The sequence below is a fragment of the Micromonospora sp. NPDC126480 genome (genome assembly GCF_040302465.1).
Taxonomy (GTDB): Bacteria; Actinomycetota; Actinomycetes; order Mycobacteriales; family Micromonosporaceae; genus Micromonospora.
On record NZ_JBEORU010000002.1, the window covers coordinates 175,513 to 190,939 of the forward strand.

At 73.5% G+C, this 15,427-nt stretch carries 12 protein-coding genes and 1 pseudogene; 4 read left to right on the top strand and 9 right to left on the bottom strand.

Translation table 11 applies throughout. The annotated features are described in order from the left end of the window. Positions 1 to 101 precede the first annotated feature (101 nt). The 6 genes from cydC to ABTW87_RS02455 are packed head-to-tail and all read right to left on the bottom strand — an operon-like array spanning position 102 to position 7,317. Positions 102 to 1,853: a thiol reductant ABC exporter subunit CydC gene (cydC, locus tag ABTW87_RS02430; protein WP_350647765.1), complete on the bottom strand. Its 1,752-nt coding sequence runs from the start codon at positions 1,851 to 1,853 to the stop codon at positions 102 to 104. Continuing rightward, a complete protein-coding gene (locus tag ABTW87_RS02435; RefSeq protein WP_350647766.1) occupies positions 1,850 to 3,574 on the bottom strand; it encodes an ABC transporter ATP-binding protein/permease in 1,725 nt (574 codons plus the stop codon). Before ABTW87_RS02435 ends, cydC begins: the two co-directional genes overlap by 4 nt. Further along, positions 3,571 to 4,368: an ABC transporter ATP-binding protein gene (locus tag ABTW87_RS02440; protein WP_350647768.1), complete on the bottom strand. Its 798-nt coding sequence runs from the start codon at positions 4,366 to 4,368 to the stop codon at positions 3,571 to 3,573. The genes ABTW87_RS02435 and ABTW87_RS02440 overlap by 4 nt, the downstream gene beginning before the upstream one ends. Further along, positions 4,365 to 5,339 carry an iron chelate uptake ABC transporter family permease subunit gene (locus ABTW87_RS02445; protein WP_350647770.1) on the bottom strand — a complete coding sequence of 325 codons (975 nt, stop codon included), beginning with the start codon at positions 5,337 to 5,339 and terminating at the stop codon, positions 4,365 to 4,367. The genes ABTW87_RS02440 and ABTW87_RS02445 overlap by 4 nt, the downstream gene beginning before the upstream one ends. Further along, the gene (locus ABTW87_RS02450; RefSeq protein ID WP_350647771.1) at positions 5,336 to 6,340 is read right to left on the bottom strand and encodes a FecCD family ABC transporter permease; all 1,005 of its coding nucleotides are present in this window, start codon (positions 6,338 to 6,340) and stop codon (positions 5,336 to 5,338) included. The genes ABTW87_RS02445 and ABTW87_RS02450 overlap by 4 nt, the downstream gene beginning before the upstream one ends. After that, positions 6,337 to 7,317, bottom strand: coding sequence for an ABC transporter substrate-binding protein (locus tag ABTW87_RS02455; RefSeq protein WP_350647773.1), 981 nt, complete (start codon positions 7,315 to 7,317; stop codon positions 6,337 to 6,339). The genes ABTW87_RS02450 and ABTW87_RS02455 overlap by 4 nt, the downstream gene beginning before the upstream one ends. Before the next feature lie 190 nt (positions 7,318 to 7,507). On the opposite strand from ABTW87_RS02455, the pseudogene ABTW87_RS02460 reads away from it, so the two are divergent. Next, a pseudogene (locus ABTW87_RS02460) lies at positions 7,508 to 7,627 on the top strand (IS5/IS1182 family transposase); the annotation flags it as partial. 300 nt (positions 7,628 to 7,927) lie between these two features. Here ABTW87_RS02460 and ABTW87_RS02465 read toward each other — a convergent pair. Together ABTW87_RS02465 and ABTW87_RS02470 are read right to left on the bottom strand one after the other, a co-directional pair. Continuing rightward, on the bottom strand, positions 7,928 to 8,683 hold the full coding sequence (locus ABTW87_RS02465) for a hypothetical protein (protein ID WP_350647775.1): 756 nt from the start codon (positions 8,681 to 8,683) through the stop codon (positions 7,928 to 7,930). A gap of 38 nt (positions 8,684 to 8,721) precedes the next feature. Next, positions 8,722 to 9,837 carry a cation diffusion facilitator family transporter gene (locus tag ABTW87_RS02470; RefSeq protein WP_350647777.1) on the bottom strand — a complete coding sequence of 372 codons (1,116 nt, stop codon included), beginning with the start codon at positions 9,835 to 9,837 and terminating at the stop codon, positions 8,722 to 8,724. Between the two features lie 64 nt (positions 9,838 to 9,901). On the opposite strand from ABTW87_RS02470, the gene ABTW87_RS02475 reads away from it, so the two are divergent. Then, positions 9,902 to 10,261 (top strand): ArsR/SmtB family transcription factor, encoded by a 360-nt coding sequence (locus ABTW87_RS02475; RefSeq protein WP_350647779.1) that lies wholly within the window; start codon positions 9,902 to 9,904, stop codon positions 10,259 to 10,261. Between the two features lie 32 nt (positions 10,262 to 10,293). Here the strand turns inward: ABTW87_RS02475 and ABTW87_RS02480 are convergent, their stop codons facing one another. Then, positions 10,294 to 11,604, bottom strand: a complete 1,311-nt coding sequence (locus ABTW87_RS02480) for an MFS transporter (RefSeq protein ID WP_350647781.1) — start codon at positions 11,602 to 11,604, stop codon at positions 10,294 to 10,296. A gap of 62 nt (positions 11,605 to 11,666) precedes the next feature. Between ABTW87_RS02480 and ABTW87_RS02485 the strand changes: the two genes are divergently transcribed. Together ABTW87_RS02485 and ABTW87_RS02490 are read left to right on the top strand one after the other, a co-directional pair. After that, entirely contained in the window at positions 11,667 to 13,403 is a 1,737-nt protein-coding gene (locus ABTW87_RS02485) for an ABC transporter ATP-binding protein/permease (protein WP_350647783.1), read from the top strand. After that, positions 13,400 to 15,208, top strand: coding sequence for an ABC transporter ATP-binding protein (locus ABTW87_RS02490; protein WP_350647784.1), 1,809 nt, complete (start codon positions 13,400 to 13,402; stop codon positions 15,206 to 15,208). The genes ABTW87_RS02485 and ABTW87_RS02490 overlap by 4 nt, the downstream gene beginning before the upstream one ends. Positions 15,209 to 15,427: the final 219 nt, after the last annotated feature.

The window sequence follows — 15,427 nt, forward strand, 5'->3', positions numbered from 1 at the left end:
GCCGGCCGAACCGCGCCACGGGCCGCGCTGTCGTCCGTCAGCGCCGCCGCCACGCAGCGCGCGGTGTCGCTCCCTCCGGGCGGTCCGCACCCGGGGGCCGGTCAACCGACGGCCTCGTCGCCTCGGATCGCCGCGACGAGGACTCCCCGCTCGCGCAGCTGTTCAGGAGCGTCGTCGGCGACGACCCGCCCGCCATCGAGGACGATGACCCGGTCGGCGCGCATGATGGTGGCGAGGCGGTGCGCGATCAGCAGGGTGGCCCGGTGGCTTCCGGTGGCTTCCAGGGCGGCGGCCAGGTCGGCCTCGGTGGCGGCGTCGAGGTTGGCGGCCGCCTCGTCGAGGACGAGCACCGGTGCGCCGGTGAGCAGTGCTCGGGCGACGGCGACCCGGGCCCGTTGACCGCCGGACAGTGCCGCTCCCCGTTCGCCGGCCGGCGTGTTCAGGCCGGCCGGTAGCGTGTCGAGGAACGGTGTGAGCTGGGCGGCGTCGGCGGCGGCGTGCACCTCGGTGTCGGTGGCGTCCGGCTGACCCAGGCGGATGTTGTCGGCGATCGAGCCGGGGAACAGGTGAACGTCCTGCGGGACCACGGTGACGGTGCGGCGCAGGTCGGCGTCGCCGAGGTCCCGCAGGTCCACCCCGCCGACGGTGATCCGCCCGGCGCTCGGATCGTGGTATCGCAGCAGCAGGTGCGTACACGTGGACTTGCCCACCCCGGAGGCGCCCACGAGCGCGACCGTCTCACCGGGCCGGACGGTGAACGAGACGCCTCGTAGCACCGGCCGGTCGGGCAGGTACTCGAAGTGCACGTCGTCGAAGACCACCTCGCTGTCCACGGGCGCGGCCACGGGCCGGGCCGGTGCCGGGACCGGGGAGGGCGCTTGGAGCAGTTCGTCGATCCGGTCGGCGGCGGCGCGCAGGGTGCCGGCTTCCTTCAGCAGACCGGCCACCTGGCTGGCCGGGCCGAGGACCGCCCCGGCGAGGACCAGCGCCACCGGACCGGCGGCGACGTCGAGCCGCCCCGCGCGTACGCCGTCGAGGACCACCAGCACCGCGCCGATGCCGGCGGCGGCGACCAGTGCGTCGATCAGCGCGGTCTCCAGTCCGACGTGGGCGGCGTTGCGCCGCTGGACCCGCCCGAGCCGTCGGGTACGGGCGGCAAGGTGGGCGCGGCGGCGCTCCAACGCCCCGAAGACGGTCAGCTCGCGCAGCCCGTGCACGGTGTCGACAATGTCGGCGGTCAGGTCGGCGGTGGCGGCGCGGACCTGGGTCCCGTGCCGATCGGCGTGCCGGCGCAGCAGCCAGGGGGTGACCGTGATCAGGACTGCGGCGGGCAGCACCACGGCGGGCAGCCACGGGTCGATCCAGGCCGCCAGGGCGGTGCCGGCGGTGAGGACCACGGTGGCGGTGAGCAGTTGCGCGATGGTGTGCGCGAACAGCCACTCCAGGGTCTCGATGTCGGACAGCGCGACGGTCGCCAGGTCGCCGGAGCGGCGTCCGCCGAGGCCGCCCGGAGCGATCCGGGTGATCGCGTCGTACACCCGGGTGCGCAGGTCGGCGAGGATTCGGTAGGCGAGGTCGTGGGAGACGTACATCTCCCACCAGGTAGCGACGGTGACCACCGCGACCAGCGCGCCCAGCGCCCCCGAGACCACACCGACCGGCGTGGGGGCGCCCGCTACGGCCCGGCCCACCAGGGTGGCGCCGAGGACCGCCGTGGCGAGGCCGGCGAGCTGTCCGAGGAGGTTCGCCGCCAGGGTGCCCCGGAAGGCGCGCGGGTGCCCGGCGATCGCTGGCAGCAGCCGGCGTAGCGCTCCCGGGCGCCGATCGTCGGCCGGCCGGTCCGGCGCCGTCATCCGGCCATCTCCTGTGCTGCGACCAGCTCGGCGTACTCGGGGCAGGACGTCAGCAGGTCGTCGTGGCGGCCTGCGGCGACGACCCGGCCGTGCTCGAGCAGCACGATCCGGTCGGCGTGGCGTACCGCGTTGAGCCGGTGGGCGATGATCAGGCAGGTCTTCCCGCGGGCGGCCTTGGTCAGCGCGTCGAGGATGGCGTTCTCCTGCGGGACGTCGACGGCGGAGGTGGCCTCGTCGAGGATGAGCACCGGGGTGTCGGCGAGCAGCGCCCGGGCGATGGCCAGGCGTTGCCGTTGCCCACCCGAGAGGGTTGCGCCGCGTTCGCCGACCTGGCTCGCGTACCCCTGCGGTAGCGCCTGGACGAAATCGTGGGCGCCGGCGGCGCGGGCGGCGGCTGCCAGGTCGGCGTCGGTGGCCTCCGGGCGGGCCAGCCGTAGGTTGTCGGCCACCGAGCCGTGAAACAGGTACGTCTCCTGGGCCACCACGGTGACCGCGCGGCGCAGCGCGTCCCGGGTCAGGTCGCGCAGGTCGGTCCCGTCGACGGTGATCCGGCCGGTGTCCGGGTCGAGGTGTCGCAGCAGCAGGCTGGCCAGGGTGGACTTCCCGGCGCCGGAGCGGCCGACCACCGCGACGGTCTCGCCGGGGGCCAGCCGCAGGGTCACCTCCCGCAGCGCCGGCTCAGCTCGGCCGGGGTAGTGGTGGCCGACCGCGTCGAAGACGACCGTCGGTGCGTGGTCGAACCGGCGGTCGACCTGTCCGGTGTGCACGACGCCGGGCGGGGCGTGCAGCAGCTCGGTCAGGCCGTCGACGGCGGTGACGCCGAGGTAGCCGGCGTGCCAGTGCGCGCCGAGGTCGCGTACCGGCCGGAAGCACTCCACCGAGACCAGCAGCACCAGGAACACGGCCGCCGCGTCGGCCCGGCCGGCGTAGGCGGCGACGGCGGCGGCCACGGCTGCGGCGGCGAGACCGGCCTGGATCAGCAGGGCGCTGATCCCGCTCTCGATCAGTGACAGGCGCAGCTGCGTCATCGTGGTGGTGTGCAGGTCGTGGGTGCGTCCCAGGATCCGGTCCCGCATGCGGTCGACCGCACCGAACGCGCGCAGCGTTGCCGCGCCCTGGAGGGTGTCGAGGAAGTCGGCGGCGAGCGCGGTGAACGCCGCCCAGCGGCCCCGTCCCCGGCGCAGCAGGGTGGCGTCCCAGACCCGGGGAACGGTCAGCACCAGCAGCACGGCCGTGCCGAGGAGCCCGGCGGCGACCGGCTCCACCGTGGCGAGCCAGGTCACCAGTGCGGTCGGCACGGTGACGGTGACCAGTACCTGCGGCAGGTACCGCCGGTAGTAGGCGTCCAGCCCTTCCACCCCGTCGACGAGGGTGGCCTGGGTACGGCCGGTACGGGACCCGGCGAGCCAGGCCGGGCCGAGCTCGGCGAGCCGGGCGACCAGCCGATCCCGCAACCGGGCCCGGATCCGGGCGCCGGCGGCTGCGCCGGCGACCTCGCGGCACCACAGCAGCGCCGCCCGCACCAGGATCACCCCGAGCGCCCCGGCCAGCAGGCCGGTGGCGGCGTCGAGATCCCGCCGGGCCGTCGCCGCCAGCGCGCCGGCGACCAGCAGGGCCTGACCGACGTACGCGGCGGACACGGCCATGCCCAGCGCCGCGCACCCGGCGACCGGCCCGGTGACGGCGCCGGCCAATCGGACCAGCTCCCGGTGGACGATCACAGGTCCGCCAAGGGCTCGTCGGCCAGCGCGCGGACCGTGCCGGTGTGCGCGTCGGCGAGCACCCGCCCGCGTACGCCGAACACGTCGGCGAGCAGCGCCGGCGTGACCACCTCGGCCGGTGGCCCGTCGGCGGCGACCCGGCCGCCGGCGAGCGCCACCACCCGGTCGGTGAACCGGGCGGCGTGGTCCAGCTCGTGCAGCACGGTCACCACGGTCAGCCCTCGCTCGGCGTGCAGCCGCCGCACCAGCGACAGCACCTCCAACTGGTGTCGGACGTCGAGAAAGGTGGTGGGCTCGTCGAGCAGCAGCACCGGCGTGCGTTGAGCCAGGGCCAGGGCGAGCCGGACCCGCTGCCGCTCCCCGCCGCTGAGCGAGTCGACCTGCCGGTCGGCCAGTCCGGTGACGCCGGTCGCGGCGAGGGCGGCGGACGCCTCGGTGTCCTCCGGCTGCCACAGCATGCCCAGCGGTCCCCGGTGCGGGTAGCGGCCCTGCGCGACGAGCTGCCGGACGGTCAGCCCGGGCACCGGCGGCAGCTGCTGGTGCAGGACCGCCACCTGCCGGGCGACGTCGCGCCGCCGCTGCGCGTACGCCGGATGGCCGTGCAGCAGCACCCGGCCGCTCTCTGGCCGGTCGGCGCCGGCAAGGAGACGGAGCAGGGTGGACTTGCCGCACCCGTTGCGCCCGACGAGCGCGACGCACTCCCCGGCCCGGACGGTCAGCGACACCCCGGCGAGCACCACCCGGTCCCGATAGCGGTAGCGGGCCTGATCGACGGTGAAGACCGGTGCGGTCACGACACCTCCACGTGCGGGGAACGACGGGCGACGACGACCAGCGCCACCGCCCCGAGCAGAGCGGTCACCGCTCCGGCGGGCACCCCGAGCCGCTGCCCCGCGGACCCGGCCTGCACCAGCACGGTCAGCGCCTGGGCCACCGCGTCCGCGCCGACGACCGCCGTGGCACCGAGCAGGGCGGCGGCCGGAAGCGCCCGACGCAGGTCCGCCCCGCACAGGGCGCGGGCGACGTGCGGGACGACCAACCCGACGAAGGTCAGCGCGCCGGCCAGCGCCACCGCACCGGCGGCCAGCGCCACCGCCAGGGCCAGCCCGAGAGCGCGGACCGGTCGGGGTGAGAGCCCGAGCGCGGCGGCGTGCCCGTCACCGGCGGCGAGCACGCCCAGCACGGCGGAGCAGAGCCAGGCCAGCAGCAGCGCCGTGACCAGCCACGGCCAGGCGACCCGCACGTGTGCCCAGACCCGCCCGTCGACCGAGCCGACGAGCCAGCGCATCGCGTTGCCGAACCGGCTCGGCTGGTACGCGAGCAGCAGTGTGGTGAGACCGGCCAACGCCGCCGAGCCGAGTAGCCCGTACGCCGCGACCTGGGCCGGGGAGCCGTCGCGGGCCAGCAGCCACATCAACGAGCCACCGGCGGCTCCGCCGAGCAACGCCGCCACCAGTGCCCCGGCGGCAGAGTCGGCCGGAACCAGGCCGAGCTGGATACCACCGAGCACACCCAGCACCGCACCGGGATTGACCCCGGCGAGTTCCGGCGCGGCGAGCGGGTTGCGCAGCACCGCCTGCAACAGCAGCCCGGCAGCGCCGAGGCCGGCGCCCGCGAGGAGCGCGGTGACCAGGCGGGGCAGCCGCAACTCGACGAGGATCCGCTGCTCCAGCGGATCCAACTGCGGCCAGTCGACGCCCCGCCCGACGGCGATCTCGGCGGTGACGGCGAGGACCAGCGCCGAGACTGCCCACCACCACCTCACGACGCACCCCGACGGCGGAGCAGGATCAGACCGGAGAGGATGCCGACGGCGGCCGTCCACGCACCCAACGGGGTCTCGGCCGGCGCGAACACGTGCCGGGCGGCCAGGTCTGCCACGGTGGTGAACAGCGCGCCGAACGCCGCCGCCCAGGGCAGCAGGGCCCGGGCGTCGGCGTGCGGGCGTACGTGCCGGGCCACGTGCGGGGCCACGAACCCGATCCAGGCGATCGGGCCGCACGGGCCGATCACGACGGCGACCAGGACGGCGGCGAGTCCGAGCACCGCGACGCGGGCCCGCCCGACGGGCAATCCGAGGGCGGCGGCCGCCTCGTCGCCGAGGCGTAGCACGCCGAGCGCGGGCAGGACCGCCACGACCAGCGGCGCGCAGAGCAGCAGCCACGGCAGGGTGAGCCGGGCGTGGTCCCAGGTGATCCCGGTGAGGCTGCCCACCAGGTAGCGGAAGAGCGTGTCGTACTGGAGACGGTCGGCGGCGGCCATCACCGCCAGCAGTACCGCCTGCAACGCCGTCGACATCGCCGCGCCGATGAGCAGGACCGCGCCCGGCCCGCGGCCGGTCCCGGCCGCGGCGAGGCAGAGCGCGCCACCGGTGAGGGCCCCGGCCAGGGCCACGACGGGCTGTGCCGCGGCCGGAACCGGGAGCGCCCACACCACGACCACGGCGGCGGCGAGCGCGCCGCCGGTGGAGACGCCGAGTAGTTCGGGTACGGCCAGCGGGTTGCGCAGCGCGGCCTGCATCAGCAGCCCCGCCACCCCCACCGCCGCCCCGCCGAGCAGGGCCAGCAGCAGCCGGGGTACCCGCAGCTCCCAGAGCACCACCCGGGCGACCTCGGCATCTGCGGGCAGGGCAAGAACGAGGGTCAACACGATCGCCGCCGCCAGGGCGATCGGCAACGCGACCGCCGCCGGCCACCGGCGTGCCGCCGGAGACGTCGGGAGCGCCGTCCCGGGCGTGCCGCCGGTGGCGGCTGTCGGTGCGGTCATGCCGTGGCCTTGGCGACCGCCTCATCGAGGATCAGGCCCAACGCCCGGGTGCCACGGCCCGACGCCCACAGCTCCGCGGGCACCTCGTGGGCGCGGCCCTCACGCACGGCGGTGATCCGCTTCCACACCGGGTTCTCCGCGTACTGCGCGGAGACCGTCTTCGCGTCCGGACCGAACGTGAACGACTGGATGAACACGAGGTCCGGGTCGCGCGTGAGGATCTCCTCCACGCTGTACGCCTGCGCGGTGTCGAAACCACCGCCCTTGCTCGGCCACGGGTAGTCGAAGACCTGGGACAGCAGGTGACCGAGCAGGTCGTCGGAGGTGTTCACACCGATCGAGGTGCCGCCGTACATCGCCAGCGCGGTCGTCTTCCGCAGGCCGCGCTGCTCGGCGGCGGCCCGTGCCGCGGCGAGCCGGTCCCGGAACCTCTGCTCGGCATCCGCCTGCTGCGCACCCCGGTCGGTCAACGTGGCGATGTCCCGCAGGTAACGCACCGAGTCCTCGTAGGTCTTCACCTCCACCAGCCACAGCGGCGCGAACTTCTCGATCGCCGGCCGCAACTGATCGTGCACCCCGGCCAGACCGATGACCAGGTCCGGCCTGGTGGTGGCGATCGACGCGACGTCCTCGTTGCCGAACATGCCCGGTAGCGCCGGCACCGCCGCGCCGGCGGCACCGAGGTAGTCGGGACGGCTGATGAGTTTGGGCGTGGTCGTCGCCGTGGGAGTGAGCCCGAGTTCCACCAGGGCGTCGTCGCACAAGCCGGTGAGGCACACGATCCGCTCGGGCCTGGCCTTGAGCGTGATCGTGGCACCTCGGACGTCGGTGACGGTCAGCTGATGAGCGACCGGCTCGACGGGCGGCGCGGAGGGGGCGGCCGGCGCGGTGGCGGGAGCGGGGTCGACGCTGCCGCAGCCGGTCAGGACGGCTGCGGCGACGAGGAGAGCGGTGAGGGCGTTGCGATGATGTGTCACGGCCTGCACTTCCGATAGCGGATGGACCGCGAAACAGTAATGATTTTCATTGCTGGTTTGCAAGGCGGCTCGCGTGACCCCTGGGCGACCGGATCCGCGTCTCGCGCGATCAGCGGCGAGACCGCGACCGCGAGCAGCGCGCATGCGGCCAGCCAGGCCGCGGTGCGCCACCGGCTCCACCCGTGTCGCTGACGGCGCGATCACGAAAGCGCCGTGTGGCCGCGACCGGGCCGGCCGCTCACCGGTCGACCGCGGCAAGGGCGGTATGAAACGCTCCACCGGTGTGGACGGCTACGGCATCCCGCTCGGGATCACCGGCGTCGTTCCGGCGTCTTGCCGGTACCCGGACGGGGTGGGCGTACCCGCCGGGGTTGACTTCGCACCGCCTGGCGCAGTCCGCGGGCGTCCACACTGCGAATTCCACACCGGCAAGCCCCGCCAACAGCCAAAACGCTCGAGCCCTCATCGCGTTCCTACGCCAAGTCGGTGTCGATCCCATCCTGTAAGGATTCGCAGGTCAGCGACGTACCCAAGTCGGCGCGCCTCACCCATGGCTACGGCAAGCGCCAACTCCGTGCGAAAGAACCGCCGGCCGGTGAGAGGGCCGAGCTCAGCGTTGCTGCGGAACCGGCGAGCGGAACCGGTCCAGGAACGGCCCGAGGGGCGGAATCTGCCCGGTCGGTCCGGTGCGCACGACCGCCGCCGGGACCGGGACCCGTTCCACGAGTGCGGCGAGGTCGCCGCCGTCCGGGACACACGTAATCAACAGAACGCCGTGCACGTTGGCGGTCGGCAACCGGGCCAGAAATGCCGCGGTGAACTCCGGCTTGAGTGAGCCGTGCATGGTCGGCGCGAACATCGCGAAGACGCCGATTCGCACGTCGCCAGCGAGCACGACGTCAAGCAACGGATCGCCGGTGCCCGGATTCGACCGCGGGATCACCTGCTCACAGGTCAGCATCGCTGCGTCCCGCACGCGCGCTTCGAACAGCAGCACGTCGATCAGGGTTACCAGCGGTTCGGCGAATTCCTTCGGGCTCGCTTCCTCGATCGTCGACAGCAGCAGCCTAGCTTCTTCGTTCGGCAGGTGGGCAGCGAGATCGTGGACCGCCCGGCGTAGCCGCGCCGGCATCTGGAACTCGAACTCCATGAGCTTCGCACTGAGCAAGGGCATCCCGTTGACCCCGAACAGCACGAACACCCCCCCGACGAGCAACAGAGCCACGCTGCCGGCCTGGTTGACAGAGAGGAATACGGCGAACGCACCAAGGGCGAGAAGCGCACCGCCAGCCGCCGTCACGATGATCCGCTCCCACATCGACAGCGGGAACGCGACGTCGGCCAGTCCCTCGGGCTTGTCAGCCATGCACATGAAGCTAATCGATGCACACAAGCGCCCTGCTCTCATGGACACGGCATCCGAGAGGGTTGTGTCGTGTCTCGTGTGGTGGTGCGTCGTCGCTGGTGGGAGAGGTTGGTGTGGTGGTGTCCGCCGGGGTGGCTGTCGGGGTCGGTGTGGACGGTGGCGGCGGTCAGCCGGGGTATGGCGTGGGTGAGTTGGTGTTCGGCGTCGGCGGCGATCTCGTGGGCGGCGATGAGGCTGAGGCCGGCGTCGACGACGAGATCGGCTTCGGCGTGTAGGTGGTGGCCGATCCAGCGCAGTCGTACCGCGGTGACGTCCTGGACGCCGTTGACGGCTCGTAGGGTGGTTTCGGCCTGGTCGACCAGTTCGGGGTCGACGGCGTCCATAAGCCGTCGGTAGACCTCGCGGGCGGCGTTTTTAAGGACGAAGGTGATGGCGATGGCGATGGCCAGTCCGACGACCGGGTCGGCCCAGCGCCAGCCGAGGGCGGCGCCGCCGGCGGCGGCGAGGACGGCGAGGGAGGTGAAGCCGTCGGTGCGGGCGTGCAGGCCGTCGGCGATGAGGGCGGCAGAGCCGATGCGGCGGCCGACGCGGATGCGGTAGCGGGCGACGGTTTCGTTGCCAATGAATCCGACGAGGCCGGCGGCGGCTACCCAGGGCAGGTGGGTCACGTCGGTGGGGTGCAGGAGCCGGTCGACGGCGGTCCACGCGGCGGCGACGGCGGAGCCGGCGATGACGAGGACGATAATGATGCCGGCGAGGTCTTCTGCGCGGCCGTAGCCGTAGGTGTAGGCGCGGGTCGCGGCCCGGCGGCCGAGCAGGAACGCGATCGCGAGGGGCACAGCGGTGAGCGCGTCGGCGACGTTGTGCAGGGTGTCGCCGAGCAGGGCCACCGAGCCGGACAACACCACGATGACGGCTTGGGCCAGGGCCGTGATGCCGAGGCCGACCAGCGAGATCCACAGGGCGCGAAGGCCGTCGCGGGATGACTCCAGCGCGGGGTCGATCTTCATCCGGGAGTCGTGTGAGTGCGGGACGACGGCGTGGGTCAGCCGGTGCCGCCAGCCGGCGAGCCGGCCGCCGTGGTCATGGTGGTGGTGATCGTGCCCGTGATCGCCCCCTCGACTGCGGCCGTGGTCGTGCGTGTGATCGTTCACCCGTTCCCCAGGTCTGCCGGTCGCACCGAGGCTGTTCCCGTGACGACCGCCATAATATGTGCTCATGTACGCACGCGACAACGTTGCAGGTGCCAGTGACCTGCAACAAGGCCTCCCTGGCGTTCCGGAGGTGGAGGCGGCGACGGAGATGCTGCGGATGCTGGCCGACCCGACCCGGTTACGGCTGATGTGGCTGCTCGGAGAGGGCGAGTACGACGTGACCGCGCTGGTGGCGGCGGTGGGGACGGCCCGGCCGGCGGTGTCGCAGCATCTGGGCAAGCTGCGGCTCGCTGGGTTGGTCAGCGTGCGGCGCGAGGGTCGCCGGGCGGTGTATCGGGCGCGGGGCGGGCATGTGCGCCGGCTGGTGGCGGAGGTGCTGCACGCGGCGTCGCACCGGGTGACCGGCGCGCCGGAACACGACTGAGCGGGGGGTGGCTACTCGGCCGAACACGCCCGTCAGGAGGGTGACAGGGGAACGTCGAGATGGCCCTGGCGCAGCAGCGTCAGCCAGGTGGCGCCGGCGGCCACCATGAGCGCTCCGGCGGCGACGGCGACCAGCCCGGGCCGGTACCGGTCGACCAGGATTCCGCCGGCGAGGGATGACAGGGCCAGCGCGCCGGTAGCGGTGGCACTCCACAGCGCCATGAGGCGGCCTCGCATCGCATTGTCCGCGTGGCTGAGAAGGGTGGCGATGGCCACCGGACCGTAGAGGACGTCGGCGGCGGAGGCGATCGCCCAGCAGGCGAGGGCGAAGCCGACCCCGGGTGCCAGCCCGAAGGCGATGGTGGCCAGTCCCTCGCCCAGGCAGGACAGGCCGAGCAGGGTCAGTTGCCGCCCGAGGGGCAGCCGCTGGATACGGGCGGCGGCCCAGAGCAGGACGCCGGCTCCGGCGACCCCCTGTACCGCGTAGAACCAGCCGACGCCGCCGTCACCCAACTGGTATGTGCGGGTGGCGAGGAACGTCATGGTGACAATCGCCGCGCCGAGACCGAGGCAGAACACGGCCTCGACAACCAGCAGGGCGCGAATCTGTCGGTGCCGCGCCGCGTGCCGGACACCGGCGGCCAGAGCGGTCCGGAACACGACTCGGCCGGTCGCCCCGGTCTCGCCGTGCCGCTGGCCGCCGTGCGCCCGCAGCGTGCACCAGGTGGAGGCGAGAAACGACGCGGCGTTGAGAACGAAGGCCCACCGCCAGCCGAATAGTGCCACCGCGGCCGCGCCGGCCAGGCCACCGACTGCCTGCAGCAGTAGCCCGTTGACCTGGACCAGTGCCCCGAACAGCACATACTCGTCCGGCTCGACGAGACTCGGCATCCAGGCGTTGCGAGCGGCTTGGAAGGTGAAGCTGGTGGCTGCCGAGAGGAACGTCAGGGGATAGACCAGCCAGATCCACCGGGGACTGTCGGCGAGCAGGAAGGTCAGGGCGAGACCGGCCAGGGCCAGGTCGGTCACCACCATGAGGGTGCGGCGGTCCATCCGGTCGGCGAGGACTCCAGCGAACCCTCCGACGAGGACGCCGGGCAGATACCGCAGGGCGAGTGTGGCGCCGGCTGCCAGGCCGGCACCGGTGTGGTGGTAGACCATCGCGAACACGGCGACAGCGCTGAACCAGCCACCGCAGACGCTGATCAGGTTGCCCAGCCACAGCCACCGGAACTCGGTGCGGTCGGAGAGCACGCGCAGCATCCCGGGCGTGGCAACGGCGGTCACCGGGCCGAGCGTACTGAGATCGGTGGCCATCATCAAGATGTTGACAACCGTTTTCATGTGCTGCATGGTGGGTGCGGCCCACGGTCCGTGATCGGCGGCTCACCGACAGAGGAGGTCTCGTGCTGGTACGGCGACGGTTGCTCGGCCTGGTGGCCGAGGCTCCCGGGCCGGTCGCCGGCACGGTCGCCGCGGCGCTGGCCGCCACCGGTACGGCGGTCATCACGGCGGTCGCTCTCGCCGAAGCGCTGGAGCGCGCGGTGGCCGGTCAGCAGGTCTCCCGACTCGCCGGTCCGTTGACCCTGGCGGTGGCCGGGGTCACCGCGCGCAGTGTGCTGTTGTGGTTGCGGGACCTCGCGGCGACGAAGACCGCCGCGAGGGTGAAACTGCGGCTGCGCGAGAAGCTGACGCGCCGCCTGCTGGCACTCGGCCCGGGCGGAACGGCCGGCCGTCCGGCCGGCACGGTCCAGACAGCCGTGTCCGACGGTGTGGAGGCGCTCGACGCGTACGTCGGTTTCTACCTCCCGCAGGCGGTGGTGAGCGTCGTCGGACCAGTGTTCGTCGTGGCGATCCTGGCCGGCGTCGACCCGGTCAGCGCGCTGATCGTGGGCGTGGCGGTCGCGTTGCTGCCGGTGGCGCGGCCGGTCTTCCGCCGTCTGCTGGGCCGGCGCGGCGCGGCGCACTGGGCCGCCTACGAGGCGTTCGCCGCGCGGATGCTCGACGCGCTCTACGGCATGACCACGCTGAAGACGCTGGGTGCCAGCGACCGGCACGGCGAGCGGCTGCGGGCGGAGGCCGCCCGGGTGCACCGGGCAAGCACCCGGGACCTGGCGGCCTCGGCGACGGTGTACGTCGCCACCGCGCTGGTCACCTCGGCGGGAACGGCGCTGGTCGTCGCCGTCGCCGGTCTCCGGCACGCGAACGGGGCGGTGGACGCCGCCGCGGTGCTGCTGGTGCTGCTGCTCGCGGCCGAGGCGTTCCGGCCTCAACTGGAGTTGCAGAACTACTGGCACGAAGGCTTCTCGGGCGTGGCCGCGGCGGACGGGATCTTCGCGTTGCTCGATGCCCCCGCCCCGGTCGCCGAGCCCTGCCGGGCTCGAGCGGCGCGCTGGGGCGGTGGGCCGGTCGAGGTGCGATTCCAGAAGGTGAGCTTCACCTATCCCGGCACAGACCAGCCGGCGGTGGTAGACGTGGATCTCATCCTGCCGGCCGGCCGGACCACCGCCCTGGTGGGTCGCTCCGGCGCCGGGAAGTCCACCCTGGCCGCCCTGCTGCAACGCTTCCACGACCCGGACCGGGGCGTGGTCGAGGTTAACGGCGTGGACCTGCGGCACGTTCCGCTACGGCAGGCGCGCGCCCTGACCGCCGTGGTAGGTCAGGACACGTACCTGTTCCACGCGAGCGTGGCCGACAACCTGCGGATTGCCCGCCCTGACGCCACCGACGCGGACCTGGCGGAGGCCTGCCGCAGGGCCCGCGTCCACGACGAGATCACGGCCCTGCCGCGGGGATACGACACGACGGTCGGTGAGCGCGGCGCGCGGCTGTCCGGCGGGCAGCGGCAACGCCTGGCGATCGCCCGGGCGCTGCTGGCCGACGCGCCGGTCGTCGTCCTCGACGAAGCGACGTCCAGCGTGGACGGCGCGACGGAGGATCACCTTCGGATGGCCCTGGCGGAGGTGACGGCGGGGCGGACGACGCTGGTCATCGCGCACCGGCTCTCCACGGTGGCGGATGCGGACCAGTTGGTGGTGCTCGACGGCGGCCGGGTGGTGGAGTGCGGCCGGCCGGAGGATCTGCTCGCCACCGACGGCCCCTGGTCGCGGCTGGTCGCGGCGCACGCGGGAGCGACGCGATGACCTGGCGGCCGGGGCTGCTCGGCGACACCGGTCCGGGCCGACGAGGCACCGCCGGGCTGCTGCGGGTGTTGGCCGCGTACCGGTTCCCGTACGCCCTGTCCGTGCTGTTCGGCGTGCTCAACCAGGGGGCGGGTATCGCGGCGCTGACGCTCGGTGGATACCTGGTCGGGCTGGCGTTGACCGGGGCTCCGGCCGCCCGGCTGTGGCCGCTGGCGGTGCTGACCGTGGCGCTGATGGTGGTGCAGGCCCTGGCCAACTGGTTGGAGGCCTGGATCTCCCACGAGCTGTCGTTCCGGCTGCTGGCGGAGGTCCGCTACTGGCTGTACCGGGTGTTCGAGCGGATCGCGCCGGGTGGCCTCGTCAAGCGCCGTACCGGTGACCTCGCCGCCGTCGCCCTGCGCGACGCGGAGAGCTTGGAGATCTTCTACGCGCACACCTCGATCTACCTCGCGGTCGCGCTGATCCTGCCCCCGGCCGCCCTGGTCACGCTCGCCGTCGTCGCGTGGCCCCTGGCGGTGGTGCTGGCGCCGTGGCTGCTGTTGGTGGCGACCGTGCCGTTCGCGTTGCGCCGCCGCAACGCCGCGCACGGCCGGCGGGTGCGGGACCTGCGTGCCCTGGTCGGCACGCGCGTGCTGGACCTGGTGCAGGGCCTGCGTGAGGTGCTGACCTTCGGCCGCGACGAGGACGCCCGGGCCGAGCTGGCCCAGGCCGGCGCGGAACTGGCCGAGGCGCAACGGCGGCAGGCCGCCCGCGGTGGTCTGGAACAGGCTGTGTGCGCGGCGCTGACCGGTGCCGGCACGGTGGCGGTGCTCGCCACGGCGGCGTGGCAGGGGGTCGAGGTGCCTGTTCTGGTCGCCGCGACCGTTTTCGCCGGCCAGTCGTTCACCCCGCTGCTGACCCTGCTGAAGGTCACCCGGATCTGGGGACTGACCTCGTCCTCGGCGGACCGGGTCTTCGACCTGCTCGAGGAGCCGGCCGTGGTCGACGACAGCGGCACCCGCGACGCCCCGGGCATCGCCGGCAGCGTCACCTTCGACCGCGTGTGGTTCCGGTACGGCGAGGACGAGGCGTGGGTGCTGCGGGGCGCCGACCTGACCGTCCCGGCGGGCAGCACGGTCGCGCTGGTCGGCGCGACCGGCGCGGGCAAGTCCACCATGGCCGGCCTGCTGCTGCGCGCGTTCGACCCACAGCGTGGTGCGATCCGGGTCGACGGCGTCGACATCCGCGAGTACCGCCTGGCGGCGTTGCTGCGGCTTGTCTCTCACGTGCCACAGGACGTGTTCCTGCTGCACGACACGCTACGGGAGAACCTGCTGCTGGCCGCACCGGACGCGAGCGACGCGGCGCTCGACGAGGTGACCACGGCGGCGCAGCTGCGGCCGGTCCTGCGGCGGCTGCCGGATGGGCTGGACACCGTCGTCGGCGAGCGTGGGTCCCGCCTCTCCGGCGGGGAGCGGCAGCGGGTCGCGCTGGCGCGCGCACTGCTGCGCGACGCCCCGATCCTGGTTCTCGACGAATCCTCCAGCCAGCTCGACGTGCTCAGCGAACGCGAGATCGGGACTGCCGTGGATCAGCTGCGCTCCGGCCGGACCACCCTGGTCATCGCCCACCGGCTGGCCACCATCCGTACCGCAGACCTGGTCGCGCTGCTGCAGGACGGGCAGGTCGTCGACGTCGCACCGCACGAGGTCCTGATGCAGCGCTGCGCCGGGTACGCGGCGCTCATCGCCAGCCAACGGGACGCCGACGCGCTTCTGGCCGCGGCCCCGTCGGGAAAACCGTCCCCGAGCCCGGAAGGGAGGTGACAACCATGAAGGTCGAGAAGCTGCAGGTGCAGACGGTGCGCGCCTCGGTGCACACGTCGAACCACGCGACGCTGCGCAACGCCAGCGCCGCCTGGAACAAGCGGTGACGCCGCCGCACCGGCTCCCGGTGAGCCGGTGAACCGGGGGTGGGGGGGGGGGGGGGGGGGGGGGGGGCGGGCGCCGCCCAGGACCCCGCCAAGGGAGGACGGACAGTGCTGG

Coding starts and splice junctions, on each gene's coding strand:
- ABTW87_RS02465 (WP_350647775.1), bottom strand. CDS start 8,683: ATGGCTGACAAGCCCGAGGGACTGGCCGACGTCGCGTTCCCGCTGTCG.
- cydC (WP_350647765.1), bottom strand. CDS start 1,853: ATGACGGCGCCGGACCGGCCGGCCGACGATCGGCGCCCGGGAGCGCTA.
- ABTW87_RS02450 (WP_350647771.1), bottom strand. CDS start 6,340: ATGACCGCACCGACAGCCGCCACCGGCGGCACGCCCGGGACGGCGCTC.
- ABTW87_RS02480 (WP_350647781.1), bottom strand. CDS start 11,604: ATGAAAACGGTTGTCAACATCTTGATGATGGCCACCGATCTCAGTACG.
- ABTW87_RS02490 (WP_350647784.1), top strand. CDS start 13,400: ATGACCTGGCGGCCGGGGCTGCTCGGCGACACCGGTCCGGGCCGACGA.
- ABTW87_RS02475 (WP_350647779.1), top strand. CDS start 9,902: ATGTACGCACGCGACAACGTTGCAGGTGCCAGTGACCTGCAACAAGGC.